Below are 21,384 nucleotides of genomic sequence, written 5' to 3' on the forward strand. Positions count from 1 at the left end.
GATGACATGGGACGCATGACAAGGACACTGGGCGCGGCACTGTTGCTGGCCGCAGCGGCGGACGGCCTGGCCGAAGACCAGTTCAAGCTGCTGGTGCTGGCCATGCCTGGCAAGTACCACTACGAATACATCCCGATCGCTCGCGACAGCCTGGAACGCATGGCCAAGCTGCACGCGTTCGAACTCACCTACACCAACAAGCCGCAGGTGTTCGAGGGCGACCTGGCGCAGTATACGGCGGTGATGTTCCTGAACACGCCGGGCGAAGAACTGAACGCGGCGCAGCGCGCGAAGTTCGAAGCGTATATGCGCGGCGGGGGCAACGCGATCGTCGTGCACCGCGCCGCGATCACGCCGCCGAACGACTGGGTCTGGTACGAAAAGATGGTGGGCCGCTCGGTGGGCCCGCACCCGAAGCTGCAGACGGGCGTGGTCACGATCGTCGACAAGGATTTTCCTGCCACCTTCGGCCTGCCGGCGCGCTGGATCTGGAGCGACGAATTCTATGTCACCACCAATCCGTACCAGGTGACCATCAACACGGTGCTGAGCGTGGACGAATCGAGCTACGACCCGACGAAGATCTGGCCGGGGCAAACCGTCAAGGGGATGGGCAAGGATCATCCGATTGCGTGGCACCACCGGCATGAACAGGGCCGCGTGTTCGTGACCACGCTCGGGCACAACGGCGAGATGTACCGCGATCCGCAGTACCTGAGCCATTTGCTGGGCGGGATTTACTGGAGTGCGACCGGGTTGGGTCAGGCGGCGGCGAACCGTTGATTCATTCGCGGGCTGAGTCGGTCAACCGACTCAGCTTCTGTCAGGAGGCAAGTCCCGGTCCGCTGGATTCATATCAGCGGGCCTGATGATCTCTGCCAGATGCTGACGATAGCGCTCAATGTACATGATGACTTGTGCGGCTCCTGATTCGGTCTCGACGAGTTCGATTGGCGCCTTGCCGTCCAAATGGGGGTTCGGCTCTTCCATCCACTTGAACGCCTTGCCCCGATTTCCCGTCACCGGAATCGCCAATACCAGCACTTGCTCCAACAGGTCCGGCCTGGCGTACCAGGATTCGGGTTTCATTGTCGGCTTGCGGCCAGGAATTACTCGAGGCAGTTGTGCCGTCGCCAGTTCTGCCAAAGTGATATGGGTACGAACCCAATGCGCAAGCTCAGCCAGCTCACTGTTGGGGATTCTCTGCTGGTGCCGGGCTGGCACCACCAACCCAATCTGTACTTGGGTATGAGAACGGATCAGACTCAATGCGGGAGCGATGTCGGTGTCGTTCGTAACAATGACAACCTGTTCGACCTCGCCAGTGATCGCATCATGATAGGCCTGCAATGCCAGGTTGACGTCGGATTGTTTTTCTTCAAGCTTCCAGACAAGGGTCTCCTGACCATGGCGTGGCCACGTCGCCGGCGCAGCGGGATCGATAAGTTTGGCTTTCGATTCAGTCAGCGAATAGTAGCCTTCGATGATGTCGATTCGACCGCTGTAGAGCTTGCGTAACGCAGTGTGATCGCGTGCTTGTGATGAAACCGAGTCGAGCGCCCTGGACGCCTTCTCCAGGATCTTCGCAGTAAAAAACTTGATACTTAGCGGTAATAGCTCGCTGGCGGCAGGCGCGCTGGAGGGAAGAATGCAGCGTTCAAACAAGACCATCAGATCAAGCCACTTGTATGGCGTGCTTTTCAAGCAGCCATAGTACAGATTGTAGCCATCAACATAAATACGGGTGCGCAAAGGAGAGGCGGCTATTTCTTCTGCTCGGCTCATATCCACTCCGTAGAAATGAAAAAACCGGCTTGCGCCGGCTTTTTCCCCCGCGCTCCAGATGGTCTAGCCACACCGGTGTCGCGGATTAGTTGTTACGACTAGTTTAGCAGACTTGATCGAAAAAATTCAAGCGGCGCCTGGCTTGAGGCACGCTTGTTACGGCCATCCGTTGTGTCAGCGCACGGTATTTCGACGAAACAATTTTTATGGCTTGGTTGCTCAGGCACGCTTGCGCACGCGCTTCCACCCCAGCACCACGCCAGTCAAGGTCAACGCGGCGCCCAGCGCACACAGGGCGATGACGACGACATCCCATACCGGCCGGCTGCGCACGAACGCGAAGTCCAGCTGGTGCATGCCGTTGAACAGCCAGCGGTTCCAACGGCTGTCGCGGTCGACGTAGCCGGCCACGCGGCCGTGGACCGCGTCGATATAGAAGACCGGCGCATCGGGCAGGTCGAAGCGTACCCGCAGCACCGGGAAGGCGGCGTCGCGATGGTGGCTGTAGTAGTAGTCGTCGGCTTCGGTGAGCATCGTCGCCGTCATCGGTACGCGGGGCCGGATCGCCTGCGCGCCGCGCAGCAGCAGCGCTTGCGGCAACACGCACAATACCGCGCCGTCGTGCGCGCGCAGCAGCGTGCGGCCGGTGCGGCCCAGGGCGCTCAGATACAACGCGCCGCCCACGCGGCGCCATTCCAGTTCGAGCGTACCGGGATGCGCGGCCAGCACCGCTGCCGCGTCGATTGCCAGGTCATCCCTGCCCAGCGCACCGCCCGCGAACGCGAGCCGGTCCTGCGCGGTCGCACCGGAGCCAGACGGGAAGCCGAAGGGCCCCACCGACAACCACCCGCTGAACAGCCAGGTGATGACCAGCACGCCGCCCGTGAGCCCCAGCCAGTGGTGCCAGCCCTGCCAGCCCTTGTAGGGCGACATGCGCCCGCCGGCATAGCGGCGCTGCACGCGCAGGCGCTGGATGCCCAGTACCATGCCAGTCACGGCCAGTAGCAGCGCCACGCCCGACGTCGACATCACGGCCAGGCGCCACGCTTCGTTATGCTTGCGCAGCGGCGTCACGTACACCCAGTGCACGACGGCGCCGACCCAGTTCCAGGCGCGCTCGCTGCGCGTCGTGTCGCGCACCAGCTCTCCGGTATGGCTCGAGACGTACATCACGCTGCCGGCATCGTCGTCGGCCGTGATGCGCAGCAGCGGCTGGTGCACGCGCACCGCGCCGAACGTCCACTGGTCCAGGTCGATCGCTTCGAACGACAGCGAGCGCGCGGCCGGCGCCGCACTGCGCGCGCTGCTCGACGCCACGGGCTCGTCGACCACGAGCGCTGCGCCGTTGTCGGCCCACACCGAGCGCCACGTGCCGCCATGGCCGAAATGCCAGGCCGGCCGGCCCGCGACCGTGTTCAGGCGCACCGCATCGGGCATGCCTTGCAATGCGGTCGCCATCCACGCCGCATCGGCGCGCACCTGTACGCGGGCCGAATCGAGCGGCGCCAGCCACGTCCTGCGTTCGGCCTCGGTCAGCTCGGGATACGGCACATACATCATCACGATGCCCGAGCCGAACCACAGCAGCACGAGCAAGCCGATGCCGATCCCCAGCCAGCGGTGCCACAGGTGCAGCTGGCGCTTCATCGAAGCCATCGCACGCCCGCTCAGTAACGCCAGTGCACCGTCAGCTCGGCATGACGCTCGTCACCCAGCAGGTACTGGCTCGCGCCATAGCCGGTGATCGCATACAGGCGGTCGGTGAGATTGCGCAGGTTGAGCTGCACCTGCACGTTACGCTTCACGTTCCAGCCGATCGACGCGTCCAGCGTCGTGTACGACGGCAGCGTCTGCGTATTGGCGTTGCTGATGAAACGCTCGCCCACGTAACGCAGGCCGGCGCTCGTGCGCCAGTCACCGGCGCGGTGCGTCAGCCACAGGTTCGACGACAGCTTCGGCACGTCGGCCGGCCGGTTGCCGGCACGTGAAATATTGCTTCCCCCGCCACCGGCCTCGAGCAGCTCGTCGAATTCGGCCTTCGTGTAGGCCAGGTTACCTTCCACGCGCCAGGCTTGCGCCAGACGCACGCTTGCGCTGACCTCCGCACCCTGCGACGTTTGCGAACCGCCCAGCACCGAGATCGCCGCATTGTTCGGGTCGCGCGTAATGATGTCGTCTTTTTCGATGTGGTACAGCGCTGCGGTCCATTCGGCCGCACCACCTGCCAGCACGCCCTTGACGCCCGCTTCGACCTGCCGCGCATCGGTGAGCTTGAAGCGGCTGTTGGCCAGATTGATCGACAGGATGCTCGTGACCGGGTCGCTCCCGGTGCTGACCTGGCCATACAGCGACGTGTTCGGATCCAGTTTCCAGCTCGCACCCAGGCGCACTGCGGTCGAACGCAGCGTGGTAGTGAAGTTGCCCGTCACCGCCCGCAGGTTTTGATAGTCGACCTTGTAGCGATCGTGGCGCGCGCCCGCCGTGATCAACAGGCGCTCGTTCACGCGATACGCGTCTTCCAGGTAGAACGCGTGCGTGAGCGTGTCGGTCGCGAAGTTCGGCCTGAAGGCGTCCGGCGTGGCATTGAAGCTGCCCGGATCGAAGCCGGTCGGCGCCACGGTCGACGATCCGCCGTATGGCGAATTGTTGGTGTGCCTGAAGTTGATGGTCGAGACTTCCCAGCCGGCGACGATCTGGTTGGCGCCGCCCTTGTAGCGCGCTTCGAGGCGGTTTGCGGTCTGCTCCTGGTCGTGGCGGATGCCGATGTAGTCGCTGCGGTCGACGACGTTGCGCACCGGGTCGTAAGCGTACGATTCGATATTGCGCCAGTCGCGGCGCGCCTTGAAGTACGCCAGCTCGTTGCTGACGACCAGGCCTGGCGCGGCCTGCCAGTCCAGGCGTGCGACGGCTTTGTCGTCGACGTAGCGCAGCACGGCGTCACCGGCGTTGTAGTTCTCGTCGCGCAGTGCTTCGGACAGGCCGCCGTTGACCAGCGGCGTGCCGAAGTAGCGCACCGGTTCCTGCTCGGCGTGATCGAGTTGCGCCGACAGTGTGACATTGGGCGCCAGCTTCGTGGTCATGCTGGTCAGGACCTTGCCGTGGCGTGCTTCGCCACGCTCCATGAAGCCGTCGCTGCGGCCCGCGTAGGCATCGACGCGAAACGCGCCCTGCTCGCCCAGCGCGCCGGTCGCGCCAACGCCCGCGCGCAGCGCCTGGCCGCCACCGATGCCGCCCATGACTTCGAACGACGACTCACGGCGCGGCGCCTTGCGCACGGCGTTGATGATCGCGCCCGTGGTGCCGCTGCCGTGGACCACCGAGCCGGGGCCGCGCAGCACTTCGATGGTCTCGTAACCCCATGGGTCGGATGGGTACGTTGCGGTGCTTGACCCCACCAGCAGGCGCTGGCCGTTTTCCAGCAGCGCGATCGAGCCGTTGCCGTTGAAGCCGCGCGCCGAATAGCTGATGCCGCTGCCGGGCGAGCTGCTGTCGGTCAGGCCGGTGGTGCGGGTGACGGCGTCCTTGACCGACAGGTCGCCGCGCGCCGCGATCGTCGCGGCGGTGATGGTCTCGGCGCTGGCGGGCAGCTCGAGCGTGCTGATATCCAGGCGGCTACCGGTGCTGTTGGCGCGGTCGAGCGCCAGGCCTTCATCGCCGGCGCTGGCGCGGATGGTGACGATGTGCGAGGCCTGGGCATAGGCGCCGTGTGCGCACAGCAGGGCGATGGTGGCCGCGAATGGGAGACGAGAGATTTGTTTCATCATGTGTTTTATTGTTTTGCAGGTGCTGCAACTGGCTCGATCAGTACGAGCTTGCCGGTTTTCGGATCGCGATAGACTTCGCCGACCCGGTCGTAGCCGCTGCCGTCTTGCGTGACGCCGTCGGCGGGCCGCTCGATCTGACGGCCCTTCTCGACCGGTTGCGGCGTCTTGATCGAACCCTGCGCGCCGGCGATTGCCGCGATCAGGCCGCAGGCAAAGACCAGCATCACGTCGACCAGGTTGACGAGGCTCGCGCGCGGGTCTTCGTCGCTCCCGTCGAAGCGCGCGTCGAGGTGGCGGTACAGGCGCAGGCGCCCACGTGCCGGGGCGGTCATGCCAAAGGCTCCATCGCGTCCAGGGTTTCTTCGTACCAGCGGCGGCGCAGCTTGCCGATCGCCAGGCCGGCGATACCGGCGATCAGGCCCAGCACGGTGGCATCAAAGGCAACCGTCACGGCGCTGGCCAGCTTGGCCGGATCGCCTTCGCCCAGCGCGGCCAGGCCAGGCCCGAGCGGGATGATCGTGGCCATCAGGCCCAGCATTGGCGGGATGCGCGCCAGCAGGTCGGCGCGCTCGAGGCGGTGACGGGCAAGCTTCTGCACGTGTTCGACGTTGCCGGCCGCGCGCAGTCTGGCCAGGCCGTGAAAGCGTTCGCCGACGGCGATGCCCGCTTCGATCAGCGCGATCGCGCAGCCGGCCAGCAGCGCCACCAGGGATGGCGTGAGCAGCCAGCTGACGGCGTCGTGCAGCCAGGCATACGATAAATTGTCGATCATGAAGTACTCCTTACAGGTTGAGGGATGCTTCGGCCGCGCCACAGGCCAAGCGAAAACAGGGCCAAGCAGGCCGCCAGGATGGCCAGGACCTGCACGATGCGCAGCCCAGACGGCTGCGCGGGTTCGGCTTGCGGATTGAGTTCATACACGCGCGGCGGCGGCGAGGTTGCAGGTTCGGCAGGTGCCTCGGGCGCCGGTTCCTGGCCTTGCCGCGCGTCGGCAGGTGGCGGCGCTGCGGCCGGCGACACCGCTGCTGGGGCGCCGGCCGGCATGCCGAGAGCGGGCGCTGGCAGCATCTCGCCGCGCGCCCTGGCCAGCGTCACGCCAAGCTGCTGCGCATCGCCGCTGTCGAGTTGCGGCGCCAGCCAGCCCCACATCGGGTGATCCGGCGACGTGTGGCCGCTGCCCGGCAAGCCATTGGCCGCCACCAGCCGCGCCAGCTCGCCGCCCATGGTGCGGATCGTCTCCGGGTCGGTCTTCCAGAAGCCTTTTTCGGCCGCCACCATGAACACGGCCAGCATGTGCGCCTTGACGTGCGCGTTGTGGCGCTGGCCCAGAAATTCCGGCAGCCCGAGCTTGTGCGCATCGTCGAAGTAGACGGACTTGACTTCGTCCCAGGCCCAGTTCTTCACCAGATCCGGGCGCGTGACCTGCCAGCCCCACAGGTTCTCGATGAATTCCTGGCCCATCGTGCGTGCGCCCGAGTAACCGTTGTCCATCAACGGGCGCAGCCAGGCAGGATTCAAAAAGCGTCCGCGCAACTCGCCCAGCAGGGCGGTAGCCAGCGGCTCGACATCGGCCTGGCCCGGCTGCGCGTGCTGCAGGATCAGCGCGTCCGGCACGCGGCCGGTGCGCGTCTCGACGGCCAGTGACAGGCCGCCCAGGTAGTCGAAGGCGTCGTTGTTGTCGAGCAGGCCGTACAGATTACTGGCGCGGCCATGGTAGGTGCGGTGAATGCCGTCCAATGCCACGTCGAAGGCGCGGTGCTGCGACTCGCCGTCGGCGTCCAGGCCATAGCCGTGGCCCATGCGGTTGCGGTAGGCGCGGCCGATTTCCTCGCGCTCGCGCCAGGCGCCCGAGCGCTCGGTCAGGCGGTTCACGCCGGTGCCGTACGCGCCCGGCGCATCGCCGAACACGCGCAGCGCGGCGCCCTGCCCGGCCTCGATGTTCGAGTCACCACCCGCGACCAGTGCGCGCTGGCGCACCAGCCATTCGCGCGCGACACGGTTGTCCGCGACCGGTTCCTTGCCCCAGACGGCGCCCTGGAGCGGCGCCAGTGCGGCCTGCAATGCCTCCTGCAGGGCCGGGTCTTGCTGCGCCATCGTCTCGGCGGATGCCGCCAGCGCCAGCCGGCCGGCACGGTCGATCAGGCGGATCAGGTTGGGATACAGGTCGCGAAAGAGGCCAGACGTGGTCACCAGCGCATCGCGCCGCACCGCGCCCGGCACCAGGCGCACATCGGTGACGATGCCGCGCGCATTCCATACCGGCTCGGCGCCCATCATGGCCAGCGCGAAGCCGACCATCACGCCCTCGTCGCGCACCGCGTCCGAAGCCCACAGGATGATGCCTTCGCTGCCCTGCTCACGCGCCGCGTCGCCCTTGCTGCGCGCCATGGCCTTGGCCGCCATCTTCTGCGCCAGGCCATAGCCGAGGCGCGTCGGCAGGATGTCGCCATCGACTGCATGGAAGTTGCGGCCGGTCGGCAGCGCCTCGGGCGAGCGCAGTGGGTCGTTGCCCTTGCCGGGCTCGATGTAGCGGCCATCCAGGCCGGCCAGCAGGCCGACCATTTCAAGCCGCGGCGAGTCGCGCAGTTTATGGGCGATGGCCGGGTCGTCGATGCCGCTCTTCTTCATCGATTCGAGCATCAGGTCGAGCGACTTCTGATCCCACGGCCGGCCAAACACGTGCAGCCCGAACGGCATGAATTTCTCTTGCAGCTTGGTCAGATAGTGGCCGACTTCGTGCGCCAGCAGATCGTCGTCGGCAGCGTCGAATCCGATGCCGCGTACTTCGAGCACGTCGGACATCGACGCCTCCAGTTCGGCGCGCAGGTTCAGCGCCACCACGCGTTCGCGTATCAACTGCGCCGCCTGCGTCTTGAGCGACTCGGACGACGCGGCCTCGAAGCTCTCGACGATCTGGCGCAGCGACAGCAGTTCGTCGTACAGCGGCGTCGTCGCCAGCGGCGGCGTCAGGTGGTCGACGATGATGGCCAGGCCGCGGCGCTTGGCCTGCGTGCCCTCGCCCACGCCGTCGACGATGTACGGATAGATGCCCGGCAGGTCACCCGCGATCAGGCTCGGATAGTCGTCGCTCGACAGGCCGACGGCTTTGCCAGGCAAGAATTCATAGGTCGAGTGCCGGCCCACGTGCACGACGGCGTCGGCCCTGAAACGGTCGCGAATCCAGTGATAGAACGCCAGGTACTGGTGCGGCGGGGTGATGCTGGTGTTCGCGTGCAGCAGTTCTTCATCGACTTCCCAGCCGCGCGGCGGCTGCGGGCCGATGAACACGTTGCCGAACACGAGGCCCGGCACCAGCAGCTTGCCGCTGTCGACCATCACCTTGCCGGGCGCCGGGCCCCAGCCGCGCATGCCTTCGATGCCATAGCCGATCAGGCGCCGGTACAACGGCCCGAGCGCCTTGCACGGACTTGGCTTGCTGTCGTCGAGACAGGCGCGGTAGCCGTCTTCCAGCGCATGCAGGTCGCGCGTGGCCTGCACCCGCTGCGGATGGTCGACACCTTCGACCAGGTGCAGCAGTTCTTCGACGATCGTCTCGACCTGCTTGCGGCCCAGCGCGCGCTCGCCCTGCGCTTCGGCCACCAGCACGTCGGCATGCAGGCGACCCAGCATGCCGTCCTTCATTTCTCCCTGCACGCGCGGCGCCAGCGTGGCGAACCAGCGCGCATAGTCGGCGGCGCCGACGCTGTTGACGGTGCCGCTCATCTCGCGCAGCGCGGCGCGGTCTTCGGGCAGGTTCACGCCGCGCGCCATGATCATGTCGAGCAGCGCTTCGGGCGTGGCCGGCAGGTCGCCGACCGTGTAGCCGGCGGCCTTGAGCGCGTGCAGCATGTCGAACAGCGACGCCGGCACGTTCAGGTTGTCGGCGCCGATGTTCTGGCGGCCCGGCGGGTGGTTGTAATAGACCATCGCGACGCGCTTGTCGCGGTTCGCCTTGGCGCGCAGCGCCAGCCAGCGGCTCACGCGCGCCGTCATGCGCTCGACTTCGGCCGGCAGCAGCACCGGCGGCCGGTTCTCGATGCCGGTCAGGCGGTCGCGCTGCGACTGGCCCAGGGCCGCCACCACCATCGGCTGGCCGATGCCCTGCAGTTCGGGCAGCGCCACGCGGTACTGGACCGAGTCGGGCGGCATGCCGTCCGGCGAAAGTTGCCACTGGATCGCGGTGCGGTCCGACAGGCGGATCGCCTTGAACACCGGGATATCGAGGCGTTTGAAGGCTTCGCTGACGGTCTCGCGGCCTTCGGCGGCGCCGACGACGAAGTCTTGCAGCACGACCAGCGCCGCCGGTCTGGCCGGTGCGATCAGCTCGGGCAGGCGCACCAGCGCTTCGCGCGAGGCGCCGCCCCAGCGCGTGAGCAGCTGCACGCAAGGTTGACCCTTTGCTTCAATCTGGCGGCACAGCGCGGCCGGCACCATGCCGTCCATATTCGCCAGGTCGAGCACCACGACGGTCGGGCGGTCTTTCAGGCCGAGTTGTGCGGCGTTGCCCCAGGCGGCGGCGTCCTGCAGTTCCTTCTGGCCGACGCGCAGGCGCAGCGTCGGCTCGGGCAGGGGGCCGCCCAGCGGTGTCGAGGGATCGAGCAGGTGGGCGATGAGCGCCGTGGTGTTGTCCACACCGCCGGCTTGCCACACGCGGCGCGCCGCCAGCCAGTGGCGTGCGGCGGGATTGGCTTCGGCCGCTTGCAGCGCGGCGGGCGGCGGCGCTTCGGCCGCCAGTTCGCGCAGCAGCTCCGGCGAGAAGCCCGCCAGGCTGCCGTGGGCGGCGCGCGTCATCAGGTTCAGGCTCGCTTCGCCGTTGATGGCCAGCACCGCGGTCTTCGGTTTGGCATGACGCGCCAGCGCATCCTTCATGCGGCGCGCCGGGTCGCCGAACAACGATACGGCCAGCACCGTGTCTGCGCTGGCGATCCAGCGGCCCACATCGCGCTCGCTCGCCGCCATCAGCTGGGCCGGGGTGCGCAGCAGGATGCGGTCGCGCGGGTAGCTGGCCAGGTGGCGGTGGGCGGCCTCGATGGCGCCCGGCGCGGCGCGCTCGGTAACGACGGCGAACATCGTGGCGGCAAACACCGGCGCACAGGCGAAGAAAAACGCCAGCGCCGCGCAGGCGCGGACAAGCAGTGAAGTGTTCATGTGAACGTCGACCTTTCAGCTGCGCGCCAGGGCGCGCATGACAACAGGCAGCCGTCGTCCTTCAGCGATGAACGGAGAATACGGTCGCGTCAGCGACAAAGAAGGATCCACGGACAACCAACAGGCACGCCCACACCCCGGGACGTACGCAATGCATCGTGAAAGGCCGGTCTTCTGGCTTGCCGTCATCCTTCCCGGGTCCTGCCTTCCCGTGCACGGGGCACAGTGGCGTTCGACGAGGGTCGTCAGGCATACAGCAGCGGGGGCTGCGCCGGACTGGCATGCGATGGAGTTCGCATGCGTCACCGGCTTCCCGTTTCACCTTCCTGCAGACGAGCAGGTCGGCACCATTCACTTGATTGGGCGCGATTCTACAGCCAAGGATGCAAGATTGTCACCGCATTCTTTGGCAAAGTGGTTTATATGGCAACGCTGGGGGCGTCTGTCAGGTGCGCGCGAGCGCATGGGTTGGTCTTGAAGCTGGTGAAGCGATAGATTGGCGATTGGCGGTTGGCGGTCGGCGGTCGCCATTGGCCCAGGCACGTCATTCCCGGCCTCGTCGGCCACCTTGGCGGGAATCCAAGTGTGCTTGCGCAGTCACGAAATTTTGCAGAACCTCTACGCATGCAAACTTGGGTTCCAGCCTCGCTGGAACGACGGTTTTCAGGCTAACTTGATTGGGCAACGCCGGCGCGGTGCTCGCGCGCCAGCATGCTTTGCCGCACGCGATAGCACACCGCCAAGAGCGCAACCCAGGCCGGCATCAGGTACACGGCAATCCGCGTCGACGGCGTCAGGAACATGATCACCACGATCCCCGCCATAAAGGCCAGGCACAGGTAGTTGGTCCACGGCTTGCCCCAACTTGGAAAACTGGTGACCTGCCCTTCAAGCGCCTTCTGCTTGCTGAACTTGAGGTGCGTGATGCTGATCGTCGCCCAGTTGATCATCAGGGCCGCCACCACCAGCATCATCAGCATGCCGAACGCTTCACCCGGCATCGCGTAATTGAGCAGCACGCACAGCGCGGTGGCCGCCGCCGAGACGCCCAGGGCCGCCACCGGAATGCCGCGCGCATTGAGCTGCGCCAGCCGGCGCGGCGCGTGGCCCTGCAGCGCCAGGCCAAGCAGCATGCGGCTGTTGCTGTAGACGCAGCTGTTGTAGACCGACAGCGCCGCCGTCAAGACCACCACGTTCAGCGCCGACGCCACCCATGCGCTGTCGAGCGCCTTGAAGATCATCACGAACGGGCTGCCGCCCTGCTGCACCTGGCTCCATGGATACAGCGAGAGCAGCACCGCCAGTGCGCCGACGTAGAAAATCAGGATGCGGTACACGACCTGGTTGGTCGCCTTGGGGATGGTCTTCTCGGGCGACTCGGCTTCGGCCGCCGTGATGCCCACCAGTTCCAGCCCGCCAAACGAGAACATGATCACGGCCATCGCCATCACCATGCCGCTCACGCCGTACGGGAAGAACCCGCCCAGCGCCCACAGATTGCTCACGCTGGCCTGCGGCCCGCCAGTGCCACTCAACAGCAGATAGCTGCCGAAACCGATCATGCCAACGATGGCCGCCACCTTGATGATGGCGAACCAGAATTCCATCTCGCCGAACAGTTTTACGTGCAGCAGGTTGATGACGTTGATCAGCACGAAGAACACCAGCGCCGACGCCCACAGCGGCACCTGCGGCCACCAGTACTGGACGTAGATGCCGACCGCCGTCAGTTCGGCCATGCTGACCAGCACATACAGGATCCAGTAGTTCCAGCCCGACGCGAAACCCGCGAACGAACCCCAGTAGCGGTTGGCAAAGTGGCTGAACGAGCCCGCCACCGGCTGGTCGACCACCATTTCGCTGAGCTGGCGCATGATGAAGAAGGCCATGATGCCGGCGATCGCATAGCCGAGGATGACCGACGGGCCGGCCAGCGCGATGGTCTGCGCCACGCCCAGGAACAGGCCCGTGCCGACCGCGCCGCCAAGGGCGATCAACTGGATGTGGCGGTTGCTCAGGCCGCGCTTGAGCGTGTTGTGTTCAACAGGTTGCGTCATGGTGTGGGGCAGATTAAATCAAGGGTGATCAGCGGGCCAGGCGCTTGACCAGCTGGTACAGGAACTCGCGGCCGTTATACAGATCCTTCACGGCGATGCGCTCGTTCAGGCCGTGCACGCCGTTGGCGTCGTCGCCGAACATGCCCGACACACCATACATCGGAATGCCGTTCTGCCGAAAGTGGCGGCTGTCGGTGGTCGACACGCCCATCGTCGGGATCACCGGCACGCCCGGCCAGATACTCGCGCTGATCGACTCCACCGCTGCCATCACGTCAGGCCGCGCCGCGGACGCCGGCGCCGGCTTGCTCAATTCCTGCGCCACCACCTTGACCTTCGGTCCGCCGATCTCGGTCAGCCTGGCCTGCACGAAGGCGAAGTCTTCATCTGGCAGCAGGCGGCAATTGACGGTGGCCTTCGCGCTTTGCGCCAGCGCGTTCGGCGCGTGGCCGGCACTCATCATCGTCGCCACGCAGGTGGTGCGCAACAGGCCGACCAGGCCCGGATTGGCCGACAGGCGCGCGATGATGGCCGGGTCGACCGAGCCCTTGCCCACGGCGCGCATATCGTCGGCGACCTGGCCCGTCTGCAGTGCGGCGCTGCGTTCGAAGTGCAGGCGCGCCGCCTCGTTCACGCGCACCGGGAACTGGTACGCCTTCAAACGGGCCATCGCTTCGGACACTTCGTAGATGACATTGTCCGGCATCGGGCGCGAGCTGTGGCCGCCCGGGCCGGTGGCGTCGAACTCGGCGTGCACGAAACTCTTTTCGCCCAGCTGCACGTAATGCGCGACCGGCTTGCCGTCCTTGTTCTCGCCGCGCCCGCCCTCGTTGATGCCGTATTCGGCCTCGATCAGTTCGCGCCGGTTGTTGACGATCCAGAACGCGCCGTTGGTCGGCTCGCCGCCGCGCTCTTCATCGCCGGTCAGCGCCAGGATGATGTCCCGATCCGGCTTGAAGCCTTCGGACTTCAGCTGCGCCAGAACCGACACAAAGGCGGCCGACATGGCCTTGTCGTCGACCGCGCCGCGCGCGATGAAGTAGCCATCCTTTTCTTGCAGCTTGAACGGATCGGTGTCCCAGTCGCTGCGCCTGGCTTCGACCACGTCGATGTGGGCGAGCAGCAGGAGCGGCTTCTTCTTGCCGCTGCCCTTGAAGCGCGCGACCAGATTGCCCTTGCGCGGGAACGGTGCGACCACCTGCACGTCGTCCGGCTTGAAGCCGGCTGCCAGCAGGTGCGCGCGCATTGCTTCCGAAGCCCTGGTGGTGTCGCCGGCCGAGTGGGTGGTGTTGATCTCGATGAGTTCCTGGTAGATCGCGCGGAAGCTTTTTTGCGTCGGCGTCAAGGTGGCCGGGGCATCCGCTGCCTGCGCCGCGCCCAGCACGGCGCCGGATGCCAGCAGCGATGCGATCAGGGCCTTGCGCCAGTGTGTGTGTTTCATCATCTCTTGATTTCCTGGATTGGTTAGAAGCGGGCGCGCATGCCCAGGCTGAAGCTGCGGCCGATCACGTCGTGATAGATGCCGTTGGCCGGCAGCGGCGGCGCGCGGTCGAACACGTTGTTCACGGCGAAGAAGACTTCTGGCGAGCCCTTGCCGCCGATCTCGTAGCTGCCACGCCAGTTGAAGTAGGTCGCCGACGGCATCTCGTTGTCGTTGATGCTGTTGGCCAGCGTTGGCGAATACGCTGCGTCGTCCGGGCCGATGAAGCCGTTGTTGAAGTGGCCGCGGCTGATGTGGCGCAGCTGGCCCGTGGTCGACCATGGGCCCAGCTTGTAGGTGGCGTTGACGTTCCACGTCCATTTCGCGATGCCGCCCGTGACGCCGGTCTGGCCGGCGCGGTTGATGCCGTCCGGGGTAGCCGGGGTGACGTCGCCGGACGACCAGAGCTCGAACACGCGCGTGCCCTGGACCGCGAAGTTGACGGTGCCGGCCAGCGAATCGCTCCACTCCTTGAGCGGCTGGGTGTAGGCCAGTTGCAGGTCGACGCCATCGGTGCGCAGCTCGCCCACGTTGGCGTTCACGCCCGATACCGCCGCGATCGAGTTGTCGGCGCCGTAGGTGAGAAACGCGCAGTCGCTCGTCTTACCGTCGCGCAGGCAGTTGTTGATCAGGGTCTGGAAGGCCAGCGTCGTGATCGCGCTCTTGACATCGATCTTGTAATAGTCGACCGACATGCTCAGGCGCTTGAAGCCCACCGGTTCGAACACGACGCCCACCGTGGTGGTGTCCGAAACCTCCGGCTGCAGCTCGCGGTTGCCGCCGTTATACGCCGTCATCACGTAACTGCGGTTGAATTCCGGACGCGGGTCGAACAGGTTCTGCGTGGCCGAATTGCGTGAGCTGAACAGCTCCGACAGGTTCGGCGCGCGGATGTCGCGCGAGCGCGTGGCGCGCAGGCGCACGTCGGCGACCGGCGCGTAGTTCAGGCCCACCTTCCAGGTAGTGACGGCGCCCGAGGTCGAGTAATCGGTGCGGCGCGCGGCGGCGTTCAGGTCCAGCGCGTGGATGCCCGTCATCTTTGCCGCCAGCGGCACCAGCGTCTCGAGATAGACTTCCTTGACATTGAGCGCGCCGTTGATCGGCTGGACGTTGTTGACGTTGAAGGCCGCGCTGGACGACAGCGCATCGGCGCTCGATTCCAGTTCTTCCTTGCGGTAGGCGACGCCGCCGGCCACCGACACTGGCCCGGCCCAGTTCTCGAACGGTTCGCCCTGCAGGTTGGCCGATGCTTCCTGCAATTTGGAGACTTGCTTGAACTGCGCGGTGCCGAGGATGTACGCGCGCGCCGCGTCCGATGGCGTGCTGCTGCCGAACAGGTTGAATGGCGCGCAGCCATTGGTCGGTGCGGTGAGCGTCGAGCGGCAGGCCACGGAGCCCAGCGCCAGGCCCGAGCTGCCGACATTCGCCGGCGTCACCGTCACGGCGTCGATCGCGCGCAGCATATTGGCGTTGATGACGTTGTTGGACGTGGCCTTTTCAAAATTGCTGCGCGCCGATTGCAGGTTGACGTCCCACTTCCAGCTCTCGCCGAACGCGCCGTTCAGGCCCACGGCCAGGCGCGCCGCTTCGTTGACGTTTTCCAGCTGCGGCGCGCCGAGGTTATTGCCCGAGTAGCCGACCCGCAGCGGCGTCGTGCCCATCTGCGCCGCGATCGAGGCCGGCAAATACGCGTTGTCGCGCGCGATCGACACGGCCGGATTGAAGTAGATCTGCGTGGTGCCGCCACCCTTGCTGCGTGCGAACGACGGTTCGACGTACAGCGAGACGTCGTCGCTCAGGTCATAGGTCAGGCGGCTCATGAACGAGGCGCGCTCCACCGGCGTACGCAGCGGGAACACGCCGTACACGCTGTTGCCGGCGATGCCGCCGCCGACCATCGTCGTGCCGCTGGCGTACTGGCCGTAGTCGAATGGCGTGGTCCCGATGCTGCCGTCGGCGCCGGTGACGAATTGCTGGCCGCGCAGCGCCGCCGGGTTGGTGGCCACGTTCTGGATCAGGCCACCGGGCGCCATGTTGCCGATGCGGATGCCGTCGGCGATCAGGTTGGCCGGCACGCCGGCGGCGCGCACGCCCGGCACGGCGAACACCGCGTTCTCGCGGCGGCCCCAGTCGCGCTCGTAGTAATTGGCCACGCCCGAGTTGTCGTTGTATTCGCCGCCCGCGATGATGCGCCCGCGCCCGTTGGCGAACGTCGTCCCGCCGGCCAGGCTGATGGTCTTGTCGCGCGCGTCGCCTTCTTCGGCCTGGCCATACTGGATCGAGCCCTGCACGCCGTCGATGCGGTCTTTCAGGCGGATGTTGACGACGCCGGCCACGGCATCCGAACCGTAGGCTGCCGAGGCGCCGCCGGTGACGACGTCCACGCTCTGGATCAGCGACGTCGGCACCATGTTCAGGTCGACACCGGCGGCGCCGGCCACGTTGCCGTTGAAGGTCAGCGGCAGGCGGTTACGGCCCAGCAGCACCAGCGTGCGGTTGGCGCCCAGGCCGCGCAGGTCGGTGAACGTGACACCCGTGCTGGTCGTGCCGCTGGTGGCCGAGTTGGACGCGCGAAAAGCCGGGATTTCATTGAGCACGTCGCCCACGTTCACGGCGGCGCGCTCGGCGATGGCCTGGGCGCCGATGATGGTGGTGGGCGTCGGCGCCTTGAAGCCGGCGCGGTCGATGCGCGACGAGCTGACCACGATGCTTTGCATCGGGATGGCGGCGGGGGCTGGCGCGGCGGGGGCGGCTTCAGCCTCGGCTGGCGCGGCTACTGCGGCCGCTTCCGGCGCGGTCTGGGCCAGGGCGGAGGCGCCGGCCGAGGCCAGCAACAGCGCAACGGCCAGGTTCAGTGTTTCGGACCAGGCCGGCTTGTCGGACGGCGATGTACGGGTAGTTGGACTGCGCATTGCGGTTCTCCGGTAAATAAATGGCTTTGAATGAAGCGAACTACCGTCTATCCGGATGGCACCTGGTCGTTGTAGCGAACTTGTCCTTCATCCCGGTGATGCTGGTAGCGGACCGGGCGGATCATGTAGTCATGAACTCATGCCTTCATCATATCTTTCCAGTGTGGATTTTTATTCTGAAAATATCGAAATTTGCCGAAGAATCGGAATTTCGTTCTTGATGCGTTGTATATTAGGACGAAGATTCTGCACAAGACCGGTAAAGCAGGACGTTGATCAAACATTGTTTTTCACGTGATTTTGCCAAGGACGCTGCAATGGATAAATTTGACCTCGCCATCCTCGCCTCGCTCGAACGCGACGGACGGCAATCGTTCGTCGATCTTGCCGAAGAAGTGGGCCTGTCCAAGACGCCATGCTGGACGCGCGTGCAAGCGCTGGAAAAGAACGGCACGATCCGCGGCTACCACGCCGATATCGCCCCGCAGCACCTCGACCTGAAGCTGATCGCCTATATTCAGGTGATGATCAACTTTGGCCGGCGCGCCGAGTTCGAGGCGGCCGCGCTGGCCAATCCGGCGGTGATCGAATGCATGTCAATGGCCGGCGATGCCGATTACCTGCTCAAGGTGGTCTGCGAAGGCGTCGACAAGCTCGACGACCTGCTGCGCTACAACCTGTCGCTGCTGCCGGGTTTACAGCGCTCGACAACGATGATCTGCCTTAAAACAATCAAGTCACGCTCATCGCTTACCGAGGCGGCGCGCTGGCGAGCGGTCGCAAGTTGATTGCTACAAGGCGTGAGCGTTCTGCTAATGCCTGAAAATTCAGACTGTTGTTCTGCGGGATGCCCCATCTGGCAGGAAGTAAGGAATATTATTTTGCGCGCCTCAACGTAAAATTCTGGTCAACTTAATTAGCGACGGCCTTCCCATGATCACTGAACAAGACTGCCTGGCCCTCGATGCGGCCGATCCGCTGGCGCCCCAGCGCCATGAATTTGCGCTGCCGGACGGCGTGATTTACCTCGACGGCAATTCGCTCGGTGCCCGTCCCCGCGCCGCCCTGCAACGCGCGCAGGACGTCATCGCCGCCGAATGGGGCGACGATCTCATCCGCAGCTGGAACACGGCCGGCTGGTACGACCTGCCGCAGCGCCTGGGCACCATGATCGCGCCGCTGATCGGCGCGGCGGTGGACGAGGTAGTGGTCACCGACTCCACGTCGGTGAACCTGTTCAAGGCACTGGCCGGCGCACTGAAGATGCAGGCCAACGATCCGGCCCGCGCCGGGCGCCGCGTCATCATCACCGAGCGCGACAACTTCCCGAGCGACATCTACATGGCCGAAGGCTTGCTGGGCTGGCTCGAGCGCGGCTACGAGCTGCGCCTGCTCGACAACTGGGCCGACCTGCCGGCCGCACTCGAGGGCGAGGCCGGCGCGCAAGTGGCCGTGGTGATGCTTACGCACGTGAATTACCGCACCGGCCGCATGCTCGACATGCAGCCGATCACCGCGCAGATCCACGCCGCCGGCGCGCTGGCGATCTGGGATTTGGCGCATTCGGCCGGCGCAGTGGAGGTCGACCTGAACGGCGCCAATGCTGACTTCGCGGTGGGCTGCACCTATAAATTCCTCAATGGCGGGCCCGGTGCGCCGGCCTTTATCTGGGTGCCGCAGCGCCATCATGCGCAGTTCACGCAGCCGCTGACCGGCTGGTGGGCGCATCGCCAACCGTTCGCGATGCAGCCGGCGTTTGCACCGGCGGCCGGTATCCGGCGCGCGATGTGCGGCACGCAGCCGGTGGTATCGCTGGCGCTGATCGAATGCGGCCTGGCCGTGTTCCAGCAAGTGACGATGGCGGCGCTGCGCAAGAAGTCGCTGGCGCTGTCCGACCTCTTCATCGCGCTGCTCGAGCAGGAATGTTCGGCCCATCCGCTGGAGCTGATTACGCCGCGCAATCATGCCGACCGGGGCAGCCAGGTGAGCGTGACGCATCCGCACGGCTACGCGGTGATGCAGGCCCTGATCGCACGCGGCGTGATTGGCGACTACCGCGAGCCGCAGGTGATGCGCTTCGGCTTCACGCCGCTGTACACGGGGTATCGGGATGTGTGGCAGGCGGTCGTGGTGCTCAAGGATATCCTCGACCGGAGCGATTACCAGGTCGATGCCAAGCGCACCGCCGTGACCTGAGTTACTGTTGAAACCAACGCCAGCAAGAGAGAACATCATGCCCTGCCCTGTCTCCCCCGATTCGCCCGCCGCAGCCACCAATCCGGGCGGCTGTCCGGTTTCGCAGCCCGGCTACCACGGCGCCAAGCTCGACTTCAGCAAGGACATGAGCTACGGCGACTACCTGTCGCTCGACACGATCCTCAATGCCCAGCATCCGCTGTCGCCCGAGCACAATGAGCTGCTGTTCATCGTCCAGCACCAGACGAGCGAACTGTGGATGAAGCTGATGCTGCACGAGCTGCACGGCGCGCGCGACAATATCGCAGGCGGCCAGTTGCCGGCGGCAATGAAGATGCTGGCGCGCGTGGCGGCGATCATGAACCAGCTCGTGCATGCGTGGGATGTGCTGGCGACGATGACCCCGCCCGAGTACACGGCGATCCGCCCTTACCTGGGCGCGTCGTCGGGCTTCCAGTCGCATCAGTATCGCGAGATCGAATTTATATTAGGGAACAAGAACGTTACGCATTTGCAGGTGCACCAGCACAAGGTCGATGCGCACGCTGCCCTGCAAAACGTGCTCGACAAACCGTCGCTGTATGACGAAGCCATCATGGTGATGGCGCGCAGCGGGCTGGCGGTCGACGCGGCGCGGCTGGCCGGTCCATGGCACCATGCGACGCGGTCCGATCCGTCGGTGAAGGCGGCGTGGATGGTGGTGTATCGCGACACCGACCAGTACTGGCCACTGTACGAGCTGGGCGAAAAGCTCGTCGATATCGAGACGGCTTTCAGGTTGTGGCGCTTCCGGCACGTGACGACCGTGCAACGCGTGATTGGCTTTAAAACGGGCACCGGCGGCACGGACGGCGTGGGGTATCTGCGCAAGATGCTGGACGTGGTGCTGTTCCCGGAATTGTTCGAATTGCGCACCGAGCTGTAATCACCTTCAACCAGGGACCGCGTGCCATGATTTCCCATCTCGACCATCTGGTGCTGACCCGGTCGAGCGCACTGGCGCGACGAGCAAGATCCGCTCGGTGTATGTGCGCGATCCGGATCTCAATCTGATCGAGATTTCCGAGCCGATCGGCTGATCACCATCGCCGCATTCCCAGCGGCAAACGCGCGCTGTACAAGATGTGATGGGCGTAGCGTATCCGCTTAAACTGCGGAGGTGACCCATGCTGGCAAACACGGATGCGATCGCGACGGTCGGCGTACGCGATATCGCTGCTGCACGCACATTCTATGGCGAGGTGCTCGAGCTCCAGGAAGACGAGGCGCGCAGTCACTACCCCGACTTCCTCACCTACCGTAGCGGCGCCACACTGGTGCAGGTGTATCAATCCACATTTGGCGGCACCAACCAGGCGACTTCCGTTACCTGGGATGTCGGCAATCGCCTCGAGACGGTGGTCGATGCGCTGTTGGCCAAGGGTGTGCGCTTCGAGCATTACGACATGCCGGGCATGCGACTCGAAGGGGATATCCATGTCGCCGAGGGGATGAAGGCGGCTTGGCTGAAGGATCCGGCTGGGAATGTGCTGAATATTAACGGTACGTAGCGTCCGTATTACCGCGGCTTGCCCGGGCGTGAAGATGTAGAAGCCGAGCGCGGCGCAGACAGCGATCAGGAGCGAACGCCGCGCCCCCGGCGGCGAAAAAAAACTCCGTGAGTCGCAGACCCACGGAGCTTGATCGGTTCAACAACAATCAGTCTTAGAAGCCTTATGCCCACCAAAAAGTGTTGGTAGCGCGCTCCATGTGAGTAAGTGAGTCCGGCTCCACGCCCAATCTAGGTACCAAGTTGTTGGTAGCTTGTCTAAAAACACGTTTTTCATTGCAAAACTGGGGCCAGGACATCGTTTTGTGGGTAGCACTTAGTGCGTCCACGGTGTACCACACATACAGGCCGGTGCAGAAGGAACATACATCTGGGCCATCGCCGCCACGCACAGCAATTAAGTGCTCCACATTAACAACACTGAAGCTTAGCTCCGTTTCTTGCATCTCTGCTACCCAAGGATTCAGACTTCCATCAGCCCGACGACTCCTGC

The 21,384-nt window shown here is 65.2% G+C and carries 14 protein-coding genes, 1 pseudogene and 1 riboswitch; of the genes and pseudogenes, 6 read left to right on the top strand and 9 right to left on the bottom strand.

Annotated features, from left to right (window positions below; genetic code table 11):
- The first annotated feature begins 6 nt into the window (after positions 1 to 6).
- The gene (locus AB2N08_RS07045; protein ID WP_367609930.1) at positions 7 to 783 is read left to right on the top strand and encodes a ThuA domain-containing protein; all 777 of its coding nucleotides are present in this window, start codon (positions 7 to 9) and stop codon (positions 781 to 783) included.
- Positions 784 to 813: 30 nt separating this feature from the next.
- Here AB2N08_RS07045 and AB2N08_RS07050 read toward each other — a convergent pair whose 3' ends face one another.
- The 9 genes from AB2N08_RS07050 to AB2N08_RS07090 form a co-directional block, all read right to left on the bottom strand.
- Positions 814 to 1,785: an antitoxin Xre/MbcA/ParS toxin-binding domain-containing protein gene (locus AB2N08_RS07050; protein ID WP_367609931.1), complete on the bottom strand. Its 972-nt coding sequence runs from the start codon at positions 1,783 to 1,785 to the stop codon at positions 814 to 816.
- A gap of 219 nt (positions 1,786 to 2,004) precedes the next feature.
- Positions 2,005 to 3,441 carry a PepSY domain-containing protein gene (locus AB2N08_RS07055; RefSeq protein WP_367609932.1) on the bottom strand — a complete coding sequence of 479 codons (1,437 nt, stop codon included), beginning with the start codon at positions 3,439 to 3,441 and terminating at the stop codon, positions 2,005 to 2,007.
- Between the two features lie 11 nt (positions 3,442 to 3,452).
- Positions 3,453 to 5,546 (bottom strand): TonB-dependent receptor, encoded by a 2,094-nt coding sequence (locus AB2N08_RS07060; protein WP_367609933.1) that lies wholly within the window; start codon positions 5,544 to 5,546, stop codon positions 3,453 to 3,455.
- An 8-nt stretch (positions 5,547 to 5,554) separates the two neighbouring features.
- On the bottom strand, positions 5,555 to 5,881 hold the full coding sequence (locus AB2N08_RS07065) for a hypothetical protein (protein WP_367609934.1): 327 nt from the start codon (positions 5,879 to 5,881) through the stop codon (positions 5,555 to 5,557).
- Positions 5,878 to 6,321: a MotA/TolQ/ExbB proton channel family protein gene (locus AB2N08_RS07070; protein WP_367609935.1), complete on the bottom strand. Its 444-nt coding sequence runs from the start codon at positions 6,319 to 6,321 to the stop codon at positions 5,878 to 5,880. The genes AB2N08_RS07065 and AB2N08_RS07070 overlap by 4 nt, the downstream gene beginning before the upstream one ends.
- On the bottom strand, positions 6,318 to 10,697 hold the full coding sequence (locus AB2N08_RS07075) for a cobaltochelatase subunit CobN (protein ID WP_367609936.1): 4,380 nt from the start codon (positions 10,695 to 10,697) through the stop codon (positions 6,318 to 6,320). The genes AB2N08_RS07070 and AB2N08_RS07075 overlap by 4 nt, the downstream gene beginning before the upstream one ends.
- Before the next feature lie 147 nt (positions 10,698 to 10,844).
- Positions 10,845 to 11,064: riboswitch (cobalamin riboswitch) on the bottom strand.
- Positions 11,065 to 11,365: 301 nt separating this feature from the next.
- Positions 11,366 to 12,754, bottom strand: coding sequence for an amino acid permease (locus AB2N08_RS07080; protein ID WP_367609937.1), 1,389 nt, complete (start codon positions 12,752 to 12,754; stop codon positions 11,366 to 11,368).
- A gap of 28 nt (positions 12,755 to 12,782) precedes the next feature.
- Positions 12,783 to 14,195, bottom strand: a complete 1,413-nt coding sequence (locus AB2N08_RS07085; protein ID WP_370662405.1) for a M20/M25/M40 family metallo-hydrolase — start codon at positions 14,193 to 14,195, stop codon at positions 12,783 to 12,785.
- 23 nt (positions 14,196 to 14,218) lie between these two features.
- Positions 14,219 to 17,146: a TonB-dependent receptor domain-containing protein gene (locus AB2N08_RS07090; protein WP_367609939.1), complete on the bottom strand. Its 2,928-nt coding sequence runs from the start codon at positions 17,144 to 17,146 to the stop codon at positions 14,219 to 14,221.
- Positions 17,147 to 17,463: 317 nt separating this feature from the next.
- Here AB2N08_RS07090 and AB2N08_RS07095 point away from each other — a divergent pair, with 317 nt between their 5' ends.
- The 5 genes and pseudogenes from AB2N08_RS07095 to AB2N08_RS07115 all read left to right on the top strand — a co-directional run bounded on the left by AB2N08_RS07095 (position 17,464) and on the right by AB2N08_RS07115 (position 20,892).
- Entirely contained in the window at positions 17,464 to 17,934 is a 471-nt protein-coding gene (locus tag AB2N08_RS07095) for an Lrp/AsnC family transcriptional regulator (RefSeq protein ID WP_367609940.1), read from the top strand.
- Positions 17,935 to 18,079: 145 nt separating this feature from the next.
- Positions 18,080 to 19,342 carry a kynureninase gene (gene kynU, locus AB2N08_RS07100; RefSeq protein ID WP_367609941.1) on the top strand — a complete coding sequence of 421 codons (1,263 nt, stop codon included), beginning with the start codon at positions 18,080 to 18,082 and terminating at the stop codon, positions 19,340 to 19,342.
- Positions 19,343 to 19,379: 37 nt separating this feature from the next.
- On the top strand, positions 19,380 to 20,267 hold the full coding sequence (kynA, locus tag AB2N08_RS07105; protein WP_367609942.1) for a tryptophan 2,3-dioxygenase: 888 nt from the start codon (positions 19,380 to 19,382) through the stop codon (positions 20,265 to 20,267).
- Positions 20,268 to 20,325: 58 nt separating this feature from the next.
- Positions 20,326 to 20,421 (top strand): annotated as a pseudogene (locus tag AB2N08_RS07110) (VOC family protein); the annotation flags it as partial.
- 87 nt (positions 20,422 to 20,508) lie between these two features.
- Positions 20,509 to 20,892: a VOC family protein gene (locus tag AB2N08_RS07115; RefSeq protein WP_367609943.1), complete on the top strand. Its 384-nt coding sequence runs from the start codon at positions 20,509 to 20,511 to the stop codon at positions 20,890 to 20,892.
- The last annotated feature ends 492 nt before the right edge of the window (positions 20,893 to 21,384 follow it).

Source organism: Massilia aurea, assembly GCF_040790145.1.
GTDB classification, from domain to species: domain Bacteria; phylum Pseudomonadota; class Gammaproteobacteria; order Burkholderiales; family Burkholderiaceae_D; genus Telluria; species Telluria aurea_C.